We start from the raw sequence: 17516 nt of genomic DNA on the forward strand, positions 1-17516 counted from the left end.
TCCATACGGCCTTGCGGCCCGACGGTCCTTTAGCGACTTGTTTAACGTGGCTGCAAGCCGACCGGCCAAATCACCACGGGATAACGACCCTTTAGACCCGCGCCACGCTTGCGTCAATTGCCGGCTTCATTAAGAGGTTTGTACCAAGGCAGGTTCCGCAAAAGTGCCCAGTGGTTTTGCGGCAAGAACCTGCACCAAAAGAGACCAGTCTTGGGCGGAGCCAGACTTTGCGGCAGACAGGCATTCTTCCCGATCAGGACATTTCGGCGCTGTTCAGGTCCGGCGCGCTGAAGTCGCCGCGCGCGCTCGATGCCGACCAGATCCAGCCGGCGAGCCTTGATCTCAGATTGGGCGAAAGGGCCTGGCGGGTGCGCGCCTCGTTCCTGCCCGGTCCCAATCACAAGGTCTCGGAAAAGCTCGACCGGCTGCAACTCCACGAGATTAATCTGACCGAAGGCGCGGTTCTCGAAACCGGCTGCGTCTATATCGTGCCGCTGCTCGAAAGTCTGGCCCTGCCGGCTGGCATTTCGGCTTCGGCCAATCCGAAGAGCTCGACCGGGCGGCTCGACATCTTCACCCGCGTCATGACCGATCGCGGCCACGAGTTCGACAAGATCGCCGCCGGCTATCACGGCCCGCTCTATCTCGAGGTCAGTCCGCGCACTTTTCCGATCGTCGTGCGCACCGGTTCGCGCCTGTCGCAGATCCGCTTCCGTACAGGCAACGCACTGCTATCGGAAGCCGAACTGCATGAATTGCACAACGCCGAAATGCTGGTCGCCACCGATCCGCCGAACATTTCCGGCGGCGGCATCGCGCTGTCGATCGATCTCAATGGCGACAAGGATGGGCTGGTCGGCTATCGCGGCAAGCACCACACCGGCCTCGTCGATGTCGACAAGCGTGCCGCACAGGACGTCGTCGATTTCTGGGAGCCGATCCACAAGAGCGGCGCCGGCGAACTGGTGCTCGATCCCGACGAGTTCTACATCCTCGTCAGCCAGGAGGCGGTGCATGTGCCGCCGCTCTACGCCGCCGAGATGACGCCCTTCGATCCGCTGGTCGGCGAGTTCCGTGTCCACTATGCCGGCTTTTTCGATCCGGGGTTCGGCCATTCGGCGTCCGGCGGCACCGGCAGCCGGGCGGTGCTCGAAGTGCGCAGCCACGAAGTCCCGTTCATCCTCGACCATGGCCAGATCGTCGGCCGGCTGGTCTACGAGCACATGCTGAAGCGGCCGCGGGCGCTTTACGGCACCGACCTGGGCTCGAACTACCAGGCGCAAGGCCTCAAGCTCTCAAAGCATTTCCGCGCGGTGCGCTAAGGTCGAAGCTGCCGATCTCCCCACGAGAGGGGGATGACGCCCCCGTGGCTTTTACAGCGCCTTCACCGCCACCTTCACCGGCTTTTCGATTTCCAGCGGGTTGCGCAGCGGCAGGCCGAAATCCCCTGCCTCGATCTCGAACACGTCGCCTGCTTCCGTGTTGATGCCGTCGGCGAAGGATAGCGTCGCGGTGCCGAACATATGCACATGCACGTCGCCCGGCTGGCGGAAGGCCGAATATTTGAAGTGGTGGTGTTCGAGATTGGCGATGGTGTGCGACATGTTCGTTTCGCCCGACAGGAACGGCTTCTCCCACAATGTCTTGCCGTCTCGCAGGATGCGCGACGTGCCGCGGATGTCCGAAGGCAGGTCTCCGATCAGGATTTCCGGCCCGAACGAGGCATTGCGCAGCTTGGAGTGGGCGAGGAAGAGATAGTTCACGCGCTCGGTCACATGGTCCGAGAATTCGTTCGACAGCGTGAAGCCGACGCGGAACGGCGCGCCATCGTCGCCGATGACATAGATCCCGGCGACCTCGGGTTCTTCGCCGGCATCCTTGGCAAAGGCCGGCGACATCAGCGCCGCGCCAGGCGCGACCGCCATGGTGCCGTTGCCCTTGTAGAACCATTCCGGCTGTACGCCGACCTGGCCTTTGGCGGGTTTGCCGCCTTCCAGCCCCATGCGGAACATCTTCATCGAATCGGTGAGCTGCTCCTCGCCGTCGGTGCTGAGCTTCTTGTGCATGGAATCGCGCGTCGCGGCCGACCCGAGATGCGTCAGCCCCGTGCCGGTCAAATGCAGATGCGCCGGGTCGGGGTGATTGATCGGCGACAGGAGCCGTCCTCTCTTGTAGGCGGCGTCGAGATCGACCGTCTCGCCAAGTCCCTTGCGTTCGATCAGAGCGGCCAGGCCGACACCGGTGCGGGCGGCCTCCATCGCCAGCGAATAGACGCTGCGCGCGCCGTTGATGATCCGGGTCTTCCCGCCGCTGCGGGCAACGACACGGATCGTCTCGGCGTCGTCGAGAATCTGCGAGATCAGCATGATCAGTCCTCTCTCATTTTTCCGTGTCCGGCTGCCATCGGCAAAATCCTGACCGGCGCGGCGCGGAAACGCGCCACGGTTGAAACGCTTCGTCCGGATTGCGTTCGCGAGCCTGGTCCTTCCCCGGACTTCTTGGTGCCGACGGGCTGCCGGCAGCTTCGCGATCTAGAACCCGTATGCCTCCTAGTCCTTGCCTCCAGCCCTTAAGCCTTGTTCTTGTTGTAGACGTCGAAGATGACGGCTCCGAGCAACACCAGTCCCTTGACTACCTGCTGCCAGTCGACGTTGACGCCCATGATCGACATGCCGTTGTTCATCACGCCCATGATGAAGCCGCCGACCACCGCGCCGATCACCTGGCCGACGCCGCCCATCGCCGAGGCGCCGCCGATGAAGACGGCCGCGATCACGTCGAGCTCGCTGCCGAGGCCCGCGGCCGGCACGGCCTGGCCGAGACGCGCGGCGATGATCAGGCCGCCGAGCGCCGACAGCACGCCCATATTGATGAACACCAGAAGCGTCAGCCGCTCGGTGTTGATGCCGGATAATTGTGCTGCCTTGGGGTTGCCGCCCATCGCGTAGATGCGGCGGCCGATGGTCATGCGCTTGGTAACGAAGACGAACAGCGAGATCAGCACGCCCATGACGAGCAGCACCACCGGCAGGCCCCTGTAGCTGGCGAATTCATAGACCAGGAACAGCGCCAGCGCGCTGGCAACCAGCGTCTTGATGACGAACAGGGGGAAGGGCTCGGCCTCATAGCCGTGGCGCTCGCGCTTGCGCCGTGTCCTCACCCCGAAATAGGCATAGGCCAGCACGGCGATCAGCCCCAGCACGACCGTCGTCATGTGCAGCGTCAGGCCGCTGCCCAAAATGGTCTTGCCGGCCGCGTTCACCGTCGGCGCAACCAGCGTCAGCGGGCCGATCACATCAGGGATGAAGCCGGAGCTGAGTGCCTTGAAGCCGTCCGGAAGCGGACCCACCGAGGAGCCGCCGCCCAGCAGCGCCTGGCAGATGCCGCGGAAGATCAGCATGCCCGCCAGCGTCACGATGAAGCTCGGTATCCGGTGGTAGGCGATCCAATAGCCTTGCGCCGCGCCGATCAGGCCGCCCACGATCAGGCAGACGATCGAGACCACCAGCGGATTGCTGAGCGGTCCGAGCTGCCAGATGACCATCATGTTCGCCGCCAGCGCGCCGATGAAACCGGCGACCGACCCGACGCTGAGGTCGATGTAGCCCGAAACGATGACCAGCAGCATGCCCAGCGCCATCACGATGATGAACGAGTTCTGCTGCACCAGGTTGCTGAGGTTGACCGGCTTGAACAGCGTTCCCGACGTGGTGAACTGGAAGAACAGCATGATGACGATCAGCGCGATAATCAGACCATATTCGCGCAGGTTCGTCGTCAGCGCCGAGACGGCGATGCGTGGACGCTGTTCTTCGGCGATGTTGCCTTGCGGGGCGGGGGCGCTGTCGGTGCTCATGCTGCTTTTCCTTCTCCACGAACGATGGCCCGCATTATTTTTTCCTGGCTCGCGTCCGCCGCGGGCATTTCGCCCACGATGCGCCCTTCGTTCATGACATAGATTCGGTCGGTGATGCCGAGCAATTCCGGCATTTCCGACGAGATGACCAGGATCGCCTTACCTTCAGCGGCGAGGCGCGCGATGATCGTGTAGATTTCGTACTTGGCGCCGACATCGATGCCGCGCGTCGGCTCGTCGAGGATCAGAACTTCCGGGTCGGCGAACAGCCATTTCGACAACACCACCTTCTGCTGGTTGCCGCCCGAAAGATTGCCGGTCATCTGATAGACGCTCGATGCACGGATGTTGGTCTTCTTTCGATAGTCGTTGGCAACGGCGAGCTCGCGCATGTCGTCGATCACACTGTGGCGCGAGACGCCGCCCAGATTGGCCAGCGTTATGTTGTGCTTGATATGATCGATGAGGTTGAGACCGTAGGTCTTGCGGTCCTCGGTCACATAGGCGATCCCGTGTTGGACCGCCTTGCTCACCGAGGAGACGTCGACCGCCTTGCCCTTGAGCAGCACTTCGCCGGTGATGCGGCGCCCATAGGAGCGGCCGAACAGGCTCATGGCGAATTCGGTGCGGCCGGCGCCCATCAGCCCGGCAATGCCGACCACCTCGCCCTTGCGCACGTTGAGGTCGATGCCCTTGATCACCTGCCGCTCGGCATGGATCGGGTGATAGACCGACCAGTTCTTCACTTCGAACACGACCTCGCCGATGTCAGGCTCGCGCGGCGGATAGCGGTCGTCGAGCGAGCGGCCGACCATGGAGGTGATGATGCGGTCCTCCGAAATATCCTTCTTGGCCAGCGTCTCGATGGTACGCCCGTCGCGGATCACGGTAACCTTGTCGGCGACCCGGTTCACCTCGTTGAGCTTGTGCGAGATCAGGATCGAGGTCATGCCTTGCCGCTTGAATTCGAGCAGCAGGTCGAGCAGCGCCTGGCTGTCCTTTTCGCTGAGCGATGCGGTCGGCTCGTCGAGGATCAGCAGCTTGACTTCCTTGCTCAGCGCCTTGGCGATCTCGACCAACTGCTGCTTGCCGACGCCGATATTGGTGATCAGGGTCTTTGGGTCCTCCTTGAGGCCCACCTTCTTCAACAGGGCGCTGGTGCGCGCCTCGTTGGCGTTCCAGTCGATGACGCCGTATCTGGCGTGCTCGTTGCCGAGGAAGATGTTTTCGGCGATCGACAGCATCGGCACCAGCGCAAGCTCCTGGTGGATGATGACGATGCCCTTGTGTTCGCTGTCATGGATGCCCTTGAATTGGCATTCCTGGCCCTGAAAAATGATCTGGCCGTCATAGGTGCCGGAGGGATAGACGCCCGACAGCACCTTCATCAGCGTCGACTTGCCGGCGCCGTTCTCGCCGACAACGGCGTGGATCTCACCTTCCTCCACGCTGAGGTTGACGTTCGACAGCGCCTTCACGCCGGGGAACGTCTTGGTGATGTCGCGCATCTCCAAAATCGTCGAGGTCATCAGGGCAAGCTCCTCCTAGACTTTCTTGTTTTTACGCAATTCCTGACGGAAAACCGCCGCGCACTTTTCCTGGAATTGCTCTAGGCCGGCAGAAACAATACCGGGGTCGCTTGTGAACGAAAAGGGGCCCTGCGTTGCGCAGGACCCCTGATTTTATAACCGGGATTACTTCAGGTCTTCGGCCTTGATGTAGCCGGAATCGACGACCATCGCCTGGTAGTTCGACTTGTCGACCTCATGCGGCGTCAGCAGGATCGAGGGAACCACCTTGACGTCGTTGTTGTAGGTCTTTTCATCGAGGCCTTCCGGCTTGCCGCCCGAGAGCACCTTGTCGACCAGCTGCACAGTGGCCTTGGCCAGTTCGCGGGTGTCCTTGAACACGGTCGAGTACTGCTCGCCCGAGATGATCAGCTTGACCGAGGCGGTCTCGGCATCCTGACCGGTCACGATCGGCCAGGGCTGTGCGTCCGTGCCGTAGCCGACGGCGCGCAGCGAGGCGGTGATGCCGCGCGACAGGCCGTCATAGGGCGACAGGACGCCGTCGACGCGGCTGCCGTCCGAGTAGTTGGCCGACAGGAGGTTGTCCATGCGAGCCTGGGCGGTGGCGGCGAGCCAGCGCAGCGTGCCGACCTTGTCCATGCCGGTCTGGCCGGACTTGATCTTGATCGAGCCGTCGTCAATCAACGGCTGCAGGACGGAGATAGCACCGTTGTAGAAGAAGAAGGCGTTGTTGTCGTCGGGCGAGCCGCCGAACAGTTCGACGTTCCACGGCTTGGTGTTCGGGAAGCGCTCCTTGAGGCCCTTGACCAGCGAATTCGCCTGGATCACGCCGACGCCGAAATTGTCGAAAGTGGTGTAGTAGTCGACATTGGCGGTCTTCTTGATCAGGCGGTCATAGGCGACCACGACGACGCCTGCGTCGTTCGCCTTCTGCAGCGCATCCGACAGGGTGGTGCCGTCGATCGAGGCGATGATCAGCGCCTTCGGGCCCTTGGTGATTTCGTTTTCCAGCTGGCTGAGCTGGTTGGGGATGTCGTCCTGCGCATACTGCAGGTCGACAGTGTAGCCGAGCGCCTCGAGCTGGGATTTGACGGCGTCGCCGTCATTGATCCAGCGCTGCGAGGTCTTGGTCGGCATCAGCACGCCGACAAGACCCTTGTCGGCCGCGTGCGCCTGATAGCTCATGGCAGCGATGCCAAGGGCCGCGACGGCGGCCAGCGTCTTGATGATTTTCACGTTACTCTCCCTGGTTGATGGACGCGACACCTCGGGGCTTCGCGGGCCGCGCAGCCAGACAGGAGCGCAAAGGCGCCGCTGTCGGCTTTATCGATCTCCGGTATCCTCCCAATCGGCTCCGCGACACAGTTTCAATCGATACGATTTTGTTCGTTACCGACCCTTGCATCTCGGAGCGCGCGAAGGGTGGGTCCCTTTGCCATAACTGTCAAATGCGATCTTTGGTGGTTGCTATACCGAAACCGGTATGATCTAGCATGCGGAAAGAAACCGGCGGAAAGGCTGGAAGATCATGGCGGCATTGCGCGATCCCGATGCTATTCCAGTAAGTTACGAGAAGCTCCCGGGAGATGGGGAGACACTCCTGCGCAGTGGCTTGAGCTTGCGCCACATGCGCATGATCGCCGCCCTCGACGATCACGGACGGGTGAGCGCGGCGGCCCAGGTCATGAACATCTCCCAGCCGGCCGCCTCGCGCATGATCGCCGAGATGGAGGCGGTGCTTGACGTAAAGCTGTGCGAACGGCTGCCGCGCGGCGTGACCCTTACCCCCTACGGCCAGGCGCTCGCCAGGCGGGCCCGGTCGATCCTGCTCGAGATGCGCGAAGCCGACCGCGAGATTGCCGAGCTCAAGGCCGGCAAGGGCGGCTCGGTGTTCCTCGGTGCCGTGACCGCGCCGGCGATCGAATTGGCCGTACCGGCGATTCGCGAGATCCGCCGCATCTACCCGCGCATCGAGATCACCATGCAGGTCGAGACGTCGAACGTGCTCGCCCGCGAGCTGATCGCCTCGCGCCACGACTTCATCATCGCCCGCATTCCCGACGACCTCAATCCGCGGCTGTTCGAATCCCGTGTGATCGGCGTCGAGAAAGCCTGCCTGATCGTGCGCCGCGGCCACCCGCTCGCCGGGGGCAATGTGGTCAGGCTGGAAGACACCGCCGCCTATGACTGGGTCTTCCAATCGGGCGGTTCGCCCTTGCGCCAGGCGATGGAAAGCAATTTCCTGAACCGCAACATCGCGCTGCCGGACCGGATCTTGAACACCAGCTCGCTGCTGCTCACGCTGGTCATGGTTGCACAATCCGATGCCATCGCACCGGTCTCGGTGCAGGTGGCGAAGTTCATCCAGAATCCGGACGGGCTTGCCGGCGCCATCGATGTCGTCCAGACCGAGTTCGACATCGAGGTCAGGCCCTACAGCCTGATCACGGTCCGGAATCGCGTGCTCTCGCCGGCGGCCAAGATGCTGCATGATTTCATCCTGCGCGAAGTAGGGTGACGGAACGAGAACCGACACCGCGCGTTCAGAAGCGATCGGCATGCGCGCTGGAGCCTGTTTCGGGCGAGGGAACGAGGTGTCGATGGTCAACAACTCGAGAGGTTTTTATGGAACGTCGGAAGTTTCTTACTGGAATGCTTGGCGTTGCGGGGGCAGTGGCATTTGCAAGCGTGGCCGGACCCGGCCGCGCGGTTGCCGGTATTCCCCAGGGCACCGGAATTCTTGATGAGCTGGACAAGCCAGATCCGGCTGTCTTCGAAGGGGACGACGAAGTCGCGCTGGAGCAGGTCTCCCATCGCAGCGGCCACCATGGCCACGATTACCACGATGACTACTGGCGTCGCCGCCATGGACGCCGCCGCGGCTGGAGACGGGTTTGCCGCAGCTACTGGCGCCACGGCCGCCGCCGCGTCCGCTGCTGGCGCGAGCGCGTCTGGCTGTAATCGCTTCTGCGGTTGACGCAAAGGCCGACCACCACAACGTGGCCGGCCTTTGCGCGTACGGCGTTGATCGACCAGTGTAACGTGTATGGCCTGCATTTTGCCTTGGCGTGAGGTCGAATCTACGGAACCATATGAGCCTTTGTTCGTTGAGGCGCTGTTTAAGCGGAGCTTTGACATGTCGAGGGGCGATCAGGAAGAACGGCTTTCTGCAATCGAGGTCGGACAGGCCGCGGGCAATCCGCACGCATGAAAGGCGTGGCGATACTTACCGAAGCCCGTAGCGGTTCCGAATGGCTTGGCAGTCTCACAAACAGCACGGGATTGTTCGGCAACTCCGCCGAGTGGCTCGACACGACCAATCTCGGGTGCAAGCCGAAATCCTTCGATGACCTGCTGTCCGCCGTGATCGATCGCGGCGGGACCGCGAACGGCACGTTCGCCGTCAAGCTGTTTCCACGGCACCTTCACTGGTCGCAGGCCAAATATGGAGCCGACTTCCTGGCGGAATGCGGCCGGCGCCATGCCATGGGTTTGGTCCTGCTGGAGCGGCGGGACCGTCTTCGCCAGGCGATTTCCTATTGCCGGGCGAAGGCGTCAGGCCATTGGAGAAGCACGATGGACGGCGCGGACCTGGTTCCGCAATACGACTTCGCCGGCATCTGCCAGGCCTATTTTCTGATCGAGCAGAGCTATGCCTTCTGGGAGGCATATCTGCGGCTGGCCGATCTGCATTACGATCACTTTTTCTATGAGGATCTGTTGGACGATCCTCGTCCGTACGTCGCGTCGGTGGCTCGGCAATTGTCGATGGAAATGCCGGACGGAGAGTTCGAGACGAATTTGCGCCTGCAGCGGGACGACCTCACCGAAGATTGGGCCGAGCGGTTCCGCAACGACGTCAAATCGGAAGACCTACTGGCGCATCTGCCCAGGAAGGTGGCACCGCGGAATATCAGCAACCTCGCCCGGTTCCTCCTCAAGAAGCAGATGCGAACCGGCCAGGCCTGAATGCCTCTTTAGTCTCGCCAAGGGCAATTCCAGGAAAAGTGCATAGCGGTTTTCCCGGGAGAAGCGCGTAGCGCTTCCCCTTGGGAATTGCGTGAAAACAAAGAGTTAGAGCGGGTCAGCGATTCCGTGAAATGCTGAATCGGCTCGGGTGGACAGGTTCCTGCGTGGGCCGGATCAGCAACCGACTTTTCGGTTTCAGGCTGGAGCGGGTAGCGGGAATCGAACCCGCGCGTTCAGCTTGGGAAGCTGACAGGCTACCATTACATCATACCCGCGCTGCAGCCTCGTTATCATGACGGCATGGCTTCGGGCAATCGCAAAGCGGTGTCACGACGCGGGCTTCGCCAACTCACCTGGTGACGGTCGGCGCCTGCTCCCTGACCTTTGCGACTTCGCCGCCGGCGGCGAAGCTCGGCCAGTATTTCGAGATAGCCAGCGTCGCGCCGGCGGAAGAGAAATGGCCATAGTCGAAATAGAGAAACTGCTTGCTGGTGGCATCCGCATAGGAACAGCCGGTGGCGTCGCACAGATAGGTAAGCGGATCGATGAAGGTCGCGCCTTTGGCGAAGGGCTGCACCTGCTTGTTGATGTCGGGATCCATGGCCATCGGCCAGGATGTGTTCACGGCGCCCTCGTGTTTTGCAAAGAAAGCGATCTTCTGGACGTCGGCGATGAACTCCGGAGACTGGCCGATGACATAGACCTTGACACCCATGTCGCGCAGCCGGTCGATCGTCGTTTGCAATCCGTCGAAGCCCCTTGCCTGGTAATCCGTCCATCGTCCGCTCAGGATCACCGCCTGGATATTGGCATCGCGGATGATCGACAGCGCCCGTTCGTTGAAGCGGGTGCAGGCCGGCCGGGCATAGGAAAAATAGGACAGGTTGGGTGGGCAGCCGGCATAGGTATATTGGATGACGTTGGCCTCGATTTTCTGCGCGTTGGCCTCCAGGCCCGAAACATAGTGAGCCGCGAAGGAATCGCCCCACAACAGCACATTGGTGGGAAAGCCGTGCGTGCGCGTGCAGTCGGCAAGGTTCCAATCCTCGATCCGATTCCCGCCTTCGTTGAAGCAGACGCCGTTGCGCCAGTCACCCACCAGGATGCGTTGCGTCGAGAAATCAGGGAACCGCTGCGGAAAGCCGTTGCCGAGCACGCCGGCCAGACCGCCGACGCACAGCAGGACAATCGCCGTCGCCGAAAAGGCGAAGATCGGCAGCGGGGCGGTAAAGGGTCGCTTCCGCCGGAAAGGCTGCTCGACATATTTCCACGAGAAGGTCGCCAGGGCGAAGCTCGCCACCGTCATCGCGACGATCGTCGGCACCGAGATGGCTTTCAGCGAGAGATAGTGGACGAAGGAATTGATCGGCCAGTGAACAAGGTAGAGCGAATAGGAGATGAGGCCGACCCAGACCATCGGAGAGAATTGAAGCACGCGCGTGGCGACAGGCACGGGCCGGTCGGGGTGATTCTGGCCCGCATAGATGAGCAGGGCGGTTCCGATGCAGGGAAACAGGGCGTTGTAGCCAGGAAACGGATCGCTCTCCGAAATCGTCAGGAAGCCGAATGCAAGCAGGGCAAAGCCGGCCAGGCCGACCAGTTCAGTTGCCGGCCGGCTGGCTAGTGGCGGCGGCCTTTTCAGCATCAGCATGGCGCCCAGCGCCAGTTCCCAGATCCGTGTCGGCAGGAGGTAGAAGCCAGCGGTCGGCGCCAGCGTGGTCGCCATGACCGCCAGGGCAAAACTGCCGATGGCGATCGGCAGAAGGATCGTCAGCCAGCGCTTCGAGGCATACCGGTAGATCAGATACACAAGGATCGGCGCGAAGATGTAATACTGCTCCTCGACCGAAAGCGACCATGTGTGCAGCAGCGGCCGCAATTCGGCGTCGATCGAAAAATAGTTCGTCGTCTTCCAGAAATAGATGTTCGACCAGAAGGTCGAGGCCGCGATCACGCTGAGGCTGAATTCGTGCAGGTCCGACGGCAGCAGGATGAACCAGGCCGCAATGCTTGCAAGCAGGATGACGAAGGTCAGCGCCGGCAGGATGCGCCGTGCGCGACGCCAGTAGAAGCGTCCGATCGAGAATTGGCCGCGCTCGAGATCATCGAGCAGGCTGCCGCTGATCAGATAGCCCGATATGACGAAGAAGATGTCGACGCCGGTGAAGCCACCGGGAATGGCGGACACGCCGAAATGGAAGAGCACGACGGGCAGCACCGCAACGGCCCGCAGGCCATCGATATCACGCCTGTAATTCATTCGACCGGTCCGTATGCCGTGGCCGGCGATGGTCGTGCGGCGGAGCCTGAAATGCTCCTCATACGGCAATCCCCGGTCGTGCGAAAAATCGTGGCTCGTGGGTCCCACGGAATGTGCTCTGCAGCACAACTTTGCTGCACTGCAACATACATGTCAAGACGAATGCCAGGCTTCGAACGCTGGCGACGCCGATTTGCCGGAACGGGATGAATCAGGCGCCGGGCAGGTAGATCACGGCGTAGTCGTCGGCATAGGCCCGCTTCCAGCCCAGTTCATCGAAGAAGGGGATGCGGGTGTCATCGGCTGTAAGCAGTGCCCAGCCGATGGCGTATTTCTTCAACTGGGCCTCGAGCAGCGGTTTGCCGCCGGTTTGACCCGTCGCCTCATCCGTTTTCGTGAACCCGTCCTGGAACAGTTGGTCCGTCCTGCCGTCGATATAGGTCTTGATGCCGTGGAAAATCAGCGTGCCGCCGAAATTGTAGGAGTTCATCACGTTGCCGGACAGGTGGTGAGCGCTGGCGAACGCAAGGGCGCCGCTGGCCGATGTCTTCGGGCTCGCTGCGACTTGGTAGGCGTTGTTGAGCGCAAGGACCGCGCCGACCAGCAACACGGCCGTCGCGCCGCAGAGCAGATGGAACCGGCGGGCGAAGAACTTTTCCAGTACGTCACGCTTTTCGCTCAGCCAGGCGCCGGCTGACAAAGAGGGGTACTGGCGCGCGACTTCGACCGCCACCACCACAGGAACAAGCAGGAAGAACAGATAGACGAAGCGCTGGTGCGACAGGTAGACATGCAAGGTGAAGACGACGAACAACGCCTTGGCCCAGCCGATCCGCAGCCGTGACGTTATAAGCCCGAAAAGCGCCACTAGTATAGCGGCTTCCTGCAGATCCTGTTCCTGGACATTGAACGGCCGCCACTCCAGGATCAGCGGTACTGCTTCATTGCCATGGGCGACGGTGAACGTGGCCAGAATGGCTTGCACACCATAGGGATGGATCAGGCTGACCAGCGGACAGAGCAGGCCAAACGCAACCCACTTCGTCAAAAGAGCGGGTTTCGACAGGCCGGTGCGCGCCACGAGATCGAGACCGGCGAAGGCGGCGATGACGAAGCTCAAGGTGAAGGTAGCGTGCAGGTTGGCCCAGAGCACAACCAGCGCGAGGAGCCACCACGGCGGGGCCTTCTCCTCCGCCGATGCACGAAACAACACCGCCGTCCACGTGACGATGATCGGCAAGGTGAAGACGTGGGGACGCGCCGTATAGACAGGTGCGATCAGGATGGCCAGGATGAACGTCAGCGCTACCGCCAGTACCGGCTTCAGCCACGCGCTGAGGAACCATGCCGTCACGGAGACTGTCAGCCCTATCGCGGCGATGATCAGCGTGGCGACACCAGTCCATCCGCCGCTACGGTAGGCAAGGCTCAGAAAGACCTGCCCCAGCCATTCCTTTGCGATCCACGGATGCCCGGCAAAAGTGTAGGAATAGGGATCGACCGTTGGAAATGCCCGGTTTGCCAGGAAATCCAGCCCGACTTTCACGTGCCACCAGCTGTCGGGGTCCTTGAGGGTCGCGCCCGCGAATGGGGCCAATCCAGCAGCTGCAATGGAGGCGGCAAACAGGCAGAATATCAGCCTGATGCGCTGTGCATCCTCGAGCCGCGACGTGGTCGGAACGATTGCCTCAGCCTGGTTCATGTCGCGCTCCGGGCCATTTTGCCTCTATTCTTGTCAACCGATCGGGGCATCCGCGCCGCCGGCGGAGAACGAAACGGGCTTAGCCGGAATGAAAAACGGCGGCGAACAGCCGGTTTCCCGCCAGATGGACAAACGGTTTTCGATGAGAGCTCCAGCCCGGCTGGAATGACCGCATATCCCAGCGTCGTGCTCAACAGGCCGACGGCGTCGGATAACAGCATCCCCGGACAGTCAAACGAGCGGCTTGACCACATGCGCAAAATATTGGGCTCCAACAGGTATCTTGGTCAGGAAACGCTCGAACGGCCGCAGCCTTGCAAGCGGTCTGGGAAAGAAAATCCGATAGACGATCCGAGTGCCGGAAAGACCCGCCGCGGCCATTCGCCTGCGCATCTCCGGCGAGCTTATCAGGACCGCGTTCTCGTCGAAGGCGCAATTCCTTACCGCGTGGGTGGTCAAGGGATTCCACGGATTGTGCTCGAAGACAAAGAAACTGCCGCCATTGGCCAGCACCCTGCCGATCTCGGCGAACAATCCGATCTGAAGGTTTTCGGGGATGTGATGGAAAACGCAAGCCGCGAAGGCAAGGTCGAAGCTATGGTCGGCGAAGGGGATTGTCTGGCCGTCGAAATGCGTGAACGAGGCCTGGCCGGGGAAGCGCTTGCTGGCGACGTCCAGCGATTTCCGCGAAGGATCGAGCAGGACGATCTCGCTGTCGGGAAACGCTGCGCGCATATGGCCGAGCGAATTGCCGACGCCGGCACCGAAGTCGAGGATGCGCCTGGGTTTCACACCGGCCCGTCTCAGTGTCGCCGCGACGTCGTCGATCTTGTATTTCGCGAAGAAGTCCGGCGTCTCGCCACTAAGCCTTATGCTCGCGGCGTGCTGCTCTTGGTACTCGCGCGCAAACTGGTCGAATTCGGCCTCAAGCACGGGCGGCTCTCTTCGCCATCTCCTGCAGACGATGCGCGGGCAGACCCTGGGCTGGCTCGCTGCGCGAAACGATCCCGTTGACGAAATAGAGCGGCCGCCGCTTCGTTTCCATGTACATGCGGCCGAGATACTCGCCGAAGATGCCCAGCACCAGAAGCTGTACGCTTCCTAGTATAAGCATGATCGCGGCAAGGCTCGTCCAGCCGGGCAGCACATTGCCGCGAGACCATTCGAACAGCGTATAGCTGAGCACGACCAGGCCGAGCAGGCCGAACATCATCCCCAGCAGCGAGGCAAAGCGCAAAGGCACGATCGAAAAGCTGGTCATTGCGTCGATCGCCAGAAGAACCATTTTCTTCAGCGGATAGTGGGTGGTGCCGGCAAAGCGCCGGTGCCGTTCATAAGGGAAGGCGACCTGCTTCAGCCCGATCCAGCTCACCATGCCGCGAATGAACCTGTAGCGTTCGGGCATTGCAATCAGATGGTCGAGCGCACGGCGGCTCATCAACCTGAAATCTCCGGAGTCCGGTGCGATCTCGACATCGACCATCCTGCCGAGCAGACGGTAGAACATCGAGGCGGAGGCCAGCTTGAACCAGCTCTCGCCGTCCCGTTTCACCCTTTGGCCGTAGACGACGTCGAAGCCTTCATCCATCTTCGCCATCATCGCCCCCAGCAGTTCGGGCGGATCCTGGAGATCGGCGTCGAGAATGAGAATGCGCTGGCCGCGGCAGAATTCAAGCCCGGCGCTCAAGGCGATCTGGTGGCCGTAGTTGCGTGCAAGATCGATGGCGACCACATGGTCGTCCTGTTCGGCCAGCTCGAAAATGGCCTCGCGGGTGCCGTCGGTCGCCCCGTCGATGACGAGCACGATCTCGTAGGAGAGGCTTTGCTCGAGGCATACCGCGCCGACGCGTCGATGAAGCTCGGCCACGCCGGCGCGTTCATTGTAGCAAGGCACGACGACCGACAACATGGGTGCGCGGTGCGCGCCGATTTTTCCCGTTCCCGCCAAAGCCTGGCTCCCACTGTGGAGATGACAATAGCAGCAATTGGTTAGAAAACAGATAAGTCAGGAGCCGGCGTGGCCACTGGCTGGCTGGCCGATATGCGTTCGGCGCCGTCAACGGCGGGTCACGAACGAACCGGCAGTTCCATGCGGATGCGGGCACCGCGCCATGAGCCCGCCAGGATACGGATGGTTCCCTGATGCAGCAGCGCGATCTGCCGGGCGAGATTCAGTCCCAGCCCGGCCCCGCGCGATTGCGGCTGCAGGCGATAGAAGGGCTCGAAGACATTCTCGCGCTCCTCCACGGGAATGCCCGGGCCTTCGTCGCGCACCTCGATGCCACCCGTCCTGTCGATCGCAATCGTGATGGTGCCGCCGCCGCCGCCATGCTCGATGGCGTTGCGCACGAGGTTGGCGAGCGCCCGCTCGATCTGCAGCACGTTGACTTCGACGCGTGTCTTTTCGGGCGAAGGCTCGAAGGCAAGGTCGTAGCCGGCCTCGATGGCGAGCGGCGCGAAGTCGGCTGCCACCCGGCTGACAAGGTCGTCGAGATCGACGATCTCACGCTGGTCGGATGGGCGGTCGAGCAATTGATGATCGAGCAGTTGCTGTGCCAGATGCGACAGGCGCTCGATATCATGCAGCAGCCGCGTGCTTTGCGGCTCCTGCCGCAGCAACTCGGCGCGTGTGCGCAGGATGGCGATCGGCGTGCGCAATTCGTGCGCCGCGTCGGTGAGGAAACGGTTGTGCCGGTCGTACCCCTGCGCGAGGCGCGCCAGAGCCTCGTTGAAGGCATGCACCAGCGGCGCGATTTCCTGCGGCACGTGCTTGACCGGCAGCTGCATCGCACGGGTGCCGATATCGATGCGCGCCGCCTGCCGGACGGTTTCGACAAGGCCGGCAAAGGAGCGGCGGACCACGGCCGGCGTCGTCACCAGTGTGGTGGCGCCCATGACGAGGACGATGGGCAACAGCAGGATCGCGATGACGAGCGCCAGCGCCGGCAGCGCGCGTTCCCAGTTCCTGCTGCCGTCCGGATACCGGGCGACCTCCACAGTGGCCGAAATGTTGATCTCGAGCCCGTCGGTCTCCTGGCGCGACGACTGCGTCGCGGCGATGATCCGTACCGCGCCGGCTTTGGTCGAAGCGTTTTCGATATAGGCTTCCGGCCGCATGTCCTTGTCGGAGAATCCGATCGTGGCGTGGTCTGCCTCGCCGAGCAGGCCGCCGAAGTCCTTGGTGTAGACATCCGGAATCGTGCCGGAACGGACGCTCTGCCCGCTATCGTCGCGAACGATGTACCAGACATTTGGGAAACTCTGGCGAAACGCGGTAAGCTCTTGCGTTTCACGAACGACCAGCCGGCCGTCCTTGTCGCGATCGACGGCATCCTTGACGGCCGCGACGGCAGCCTCGTTGTCGATGAGCAGGCTTGGATTGGCGATCCAAAGGGCTGCCGCGCACAGCACGATGAAGAGGAGCAGCGTCGCCGCCTGCAGCAGGATCAGCCGGCGGACCAGGACCCATTGCAACGAGCGTGCGCGCACTTTCTTCACGAGGCTGCCCGCAGGAGATAGCCGAGATTGCGGATCGCTCGTATCTCGATGCCGGCGGCGACATCGTCGAGCTTGCGGCGCAGCCGCGACACATGTGCGTCGAGCGCATTCGAGCCGATCTCGTCGTCCAGGGCGTAGACGGCCTCCTCGAGAGCGCTGCGCATGATGGTCCGGCCCGGCCGGCGGATCAGCGTTTCAAGCACCAGCCTTTCACGCCGGGGCAAATCGAGCGCGTGATCCTCGACCAGCGCCTCGCGATGGCGGAAATCATAGGTGAGGCGGCCGACCATCGTCTGGTTGGCGCGCGAGGTGAACGAGCGCCGGTGCAAGGCGTGGAGCCGCGCGACGAGTTCCACCGTGGCGAAAGGCTTGACCATGTAATCGTCGGCGCCGGCATCGAGCCCGGCAACCCGGTCCTCCAGCCCGCTCATCGCCGTCAGCGCGATCACCGGCACATCCAGATGCAAGGCGCGCAGGCGCGGGATCAGGCTGAGGCCGTCGCCGTCCGGCAGCCTGCGGTCCAGCACCACGGCGTCGTGATGGCCCAGACGAGCCACCGCCTCGGCGTCGGCCAAGGTCGCGGCATGGTCGACGATGATGTCCAGGCGCTCCAGAGCGGCCTTCAGCACGGAGGCCATTTCCGGTTCGTCCTCGATCAGCAGGACGCGCATTGGCGTTCTCCTTCGCGCGCGGCCGCGGGAT

The 17516-nt window shown here is 62.3% G+C and carries 15 protein-coding genes, 1 tRNA gene and 1 riboswitch; of the genes, 3 read left to right on the forward strand and 13 right to left on the reverse strand.

Annotated elements, in window-relative coordinates; translation table 11 throughout:
- Nucleotides 1–9: 9 nt before the first annotated feature.
- A riboswitch (SAM riboswitch) is annotated at nt 10–87 on the reverse strand.
- Between the two features lie 140 nt (nt 88–227).
- Nucleotides 228–1322: a 2'-deoxycytidine 5'-triphosphate deaminase gene (locus tag EN851_RS26850; protein ID WP_135930341.1), complete on the forward strand. Its 1095-nt coding sequence runs from the start codon at nt 228–230 to the stop codon at nt 1320–1322.
- Nucleotides 1323–1373: 51 nt separating this feature from the next.
- Here EN851_RS26850 and araD1 read toward each other — a convergent pair whose 3' ends face one another.
- The 4 genes from araD1 to chvE all read right to left on the reverse strand — a co-directional run bounded on the left by araD1 (nt 1374) and on the right by chvE (nt 6621).
- The gene (gene araD1, locus EN851_RS26855; RefSeq protein ID WP_127275617.1) at nt 1374–2366 is read right to left on the reverse strand and encodes an AraD1 family protein; all 993 of its coding nucleotides are present in this window, start codon (nt 2364–2366) and stop codon (nt 1374–1376) included.
- A gap of 203 nt (nt 2367–2569) precedes the next feature.
- Nucleotides 2570–3856, reverse strand: a complete 1287-nt coding sequence (gene mmsB, locus EN851_RS26860; protein WP_127870780.1) for a multiple monosaccharide ABC transporter permease — start codon at nt 3854–3856, stop codon at nt 2570–2572.
- Nucleotides 3853–5385 carry a multiple monosaccharide ABC transporter ATP-binding protein gene (gene mmsA / locus EN851_RS26865; protein WP_127275619.1) on the reverse strand — a complete coding sequence of 511 codons (1533 nt, stop codon included), beginning with the start codon at nt 5383–5385 and terminating at the stop codon, nt 3853–3855. Before mmsA ends, mmsB begins: the two co-directional genes overlap by 4 nt.
- A gap of 165 nt (nt 5386–5550) precedes the next feature.
- Complete coding sequence (gene chvE, locus EN851_RS26870) at nt 5551–6621, reverse strand: multiple monosaccharide ABC transporter substrate-binding protein (RefSeq protein ID WP_127275620.1); 1071 nt, start codon at nt 6619–6621, stop codon at nt 5551–5553.
- Nucleotides 6622–6913: 292 nt separating this feature from the next.
- Here chvE and EN851_RS26875 point away from each other — a divergent pair, with 292 nt between their 5' ends.
- Nucleotides 6914–7903 carry a LysR family transcriptional regulator gene (locus EN851_RS26875; protein WP_015319281.1) on the forward strand — a complete coding sequence of 330 codons (990 nt, stop codon included), beginning with the start codon at nt 6914–6916 and terminating at the stop codon, nt 7901–7903.
- Nucleotides 7904–7989: 86 nt separating this feature from the next.
- On the opposite strand, the gene EN851_RS36490 is transcribed toward EN851_RS26875, so the two are convergent.
- Together EN851_RS36490 and EN851_RS37360 are read right to left on the reverse strand one after the other, a co-directional pair.
- Nucleotides 7990–8253: a hypothetical protein gene (locus EN851_RS36490; protein ID WP_189343536.1), complete on the reverse strand. Its 264-nt coding sequence runs from the start codon at nt 8251–8253 to the stop codon at nt 7990–7992.
- Nucleotides 8254–8535: 282 nt separating this feature from the next.
- Nucleotides 8536–8868 carry a hypothetical protein gene (locus EN851_RS37360; protein ID WP_245512003.1) on the reverse strand — a complete coding sequence of 111 codons (333 nt, stop codon included), beginning with the start codon at nt 8866–8868 and terminating at the stop codon, nt 8536–8538.
- Nucleotides 8869–8871: 3 nt separating this feature from the next.
- On the opposite strand from EN851_RS37360, the gene EN851_RS37365 reads away from it, so the two are divergent.
- Entirely contained in the window at nt 8872–9354 is a 483-nt protein-coding gene (locus EN851_RS37365) for a Stf0 family sulfotransferase (protein ID WP_245511999.1), read from the forward strand.
- A gap of 201 nt (nt 9355–9555) precedes the next feature.
- Here EN851_RS37365 and EN851_RS26890 read toward each other — a convergent pair.
- The 7 genes from EN851_RS26890 to EN851_RS26925 all read right to left on the reverse strand — a co-directional run bounded on the left by EN851_RS26890 (nt 9556) and on the right by EN851_RS26925 (nt 17485).
- Nucleotides 9556–9629, reverse strand: a tRNA-Gly gene (locus EN851_RS26890).
- 74 nt (nt 9630–9703) lie between these two features.
- Nucleotides 9704–11614: an acyltransferase family protein gene (locus EN851_RS26895; protein ID WP_135916883.1), complete on the reverse strand. Its 1911-nt coding sequence runs from the start codon at nt 11612–11614 to the stop codon at nt 9704–9706.
- 211 nt (nt 11615–11825) lie between these two features.
- Nucleotides 11826–13316, reverse strand: a complete 1491-nt coding sequence (locus EN851_RS26900; protein WP_135930342.1) for a hypothetical protein — start codon at nt 13314–13316, stop codon at nt 11826–11828.
- A gap of 231 nt (nt 13317–13547) precedes the next feature.
- Nucleotides 13548–14249 carry a class I SAM-dependent methyltransferase gene (locus tag EN851_RS26910; RefSeq protein ID WP_135930343.1) on the reverse strand — a complete coding sequence of 234 codons (702 nt, stop codon included), beginning with the start codon at nt 14247–14249 and terminating at the stop codon, nt 13548–13550.
- Nucleotides 14242–15225: a glycosyltransferase family 2 protein gene (locus EN851_RS26915; RefSeq protein WP_135930344.1), complete on the reverse strand. Its 984-nt coding sequence runs from the start codon at nt 15223–15225 to the stop codon at nt 14242–14244. Before EN851_RS26915 ends, EN851_RS26910 begins: the two co-directional genes overlap by 8 nt.
- A gap of 158 nt (nt 15226–15383) precedes the next feature.
- The gene (locus EN851_RS26920; RefSeq protein WP_135930345.1) at nt 15384–16814 is read right to left on the reverse strand and encodes a HAMP domain-containing sensor histidine kinase; all 1431 of its coding nucleotides are present in this window, start codon (nt 16812–16814) and stop codon (nt 15384–15386) included.
- Nucleotides 16811–17485: a response regulator transcription factor gene (locus tag EN851_RS26925; RefSeq protein ID WP_135862036.1), complete on the reverse strand. Its 675-nt coding sequence runs from the start codon at nt 17483–17485 to the stop codon at nt 16811–16813. The genes EN851_RS26920 and EN851_RS26925 overlap by 4 nt, the downstream gene beginning before the upstream one ends.
- Nucleotides 17486–17516 lie beyond the last annotated feature (31 nt).

The organism is Mesorhizobium sp. M8A.F.Ca.ET.208.01.1.1, from assembly GCF_004791315.1.
GTDB lineage: Bacteria > Pseudomonadota > Alphaproteobacteria > Rhizobiales > Rhizobiaceae > Mesorhizobium.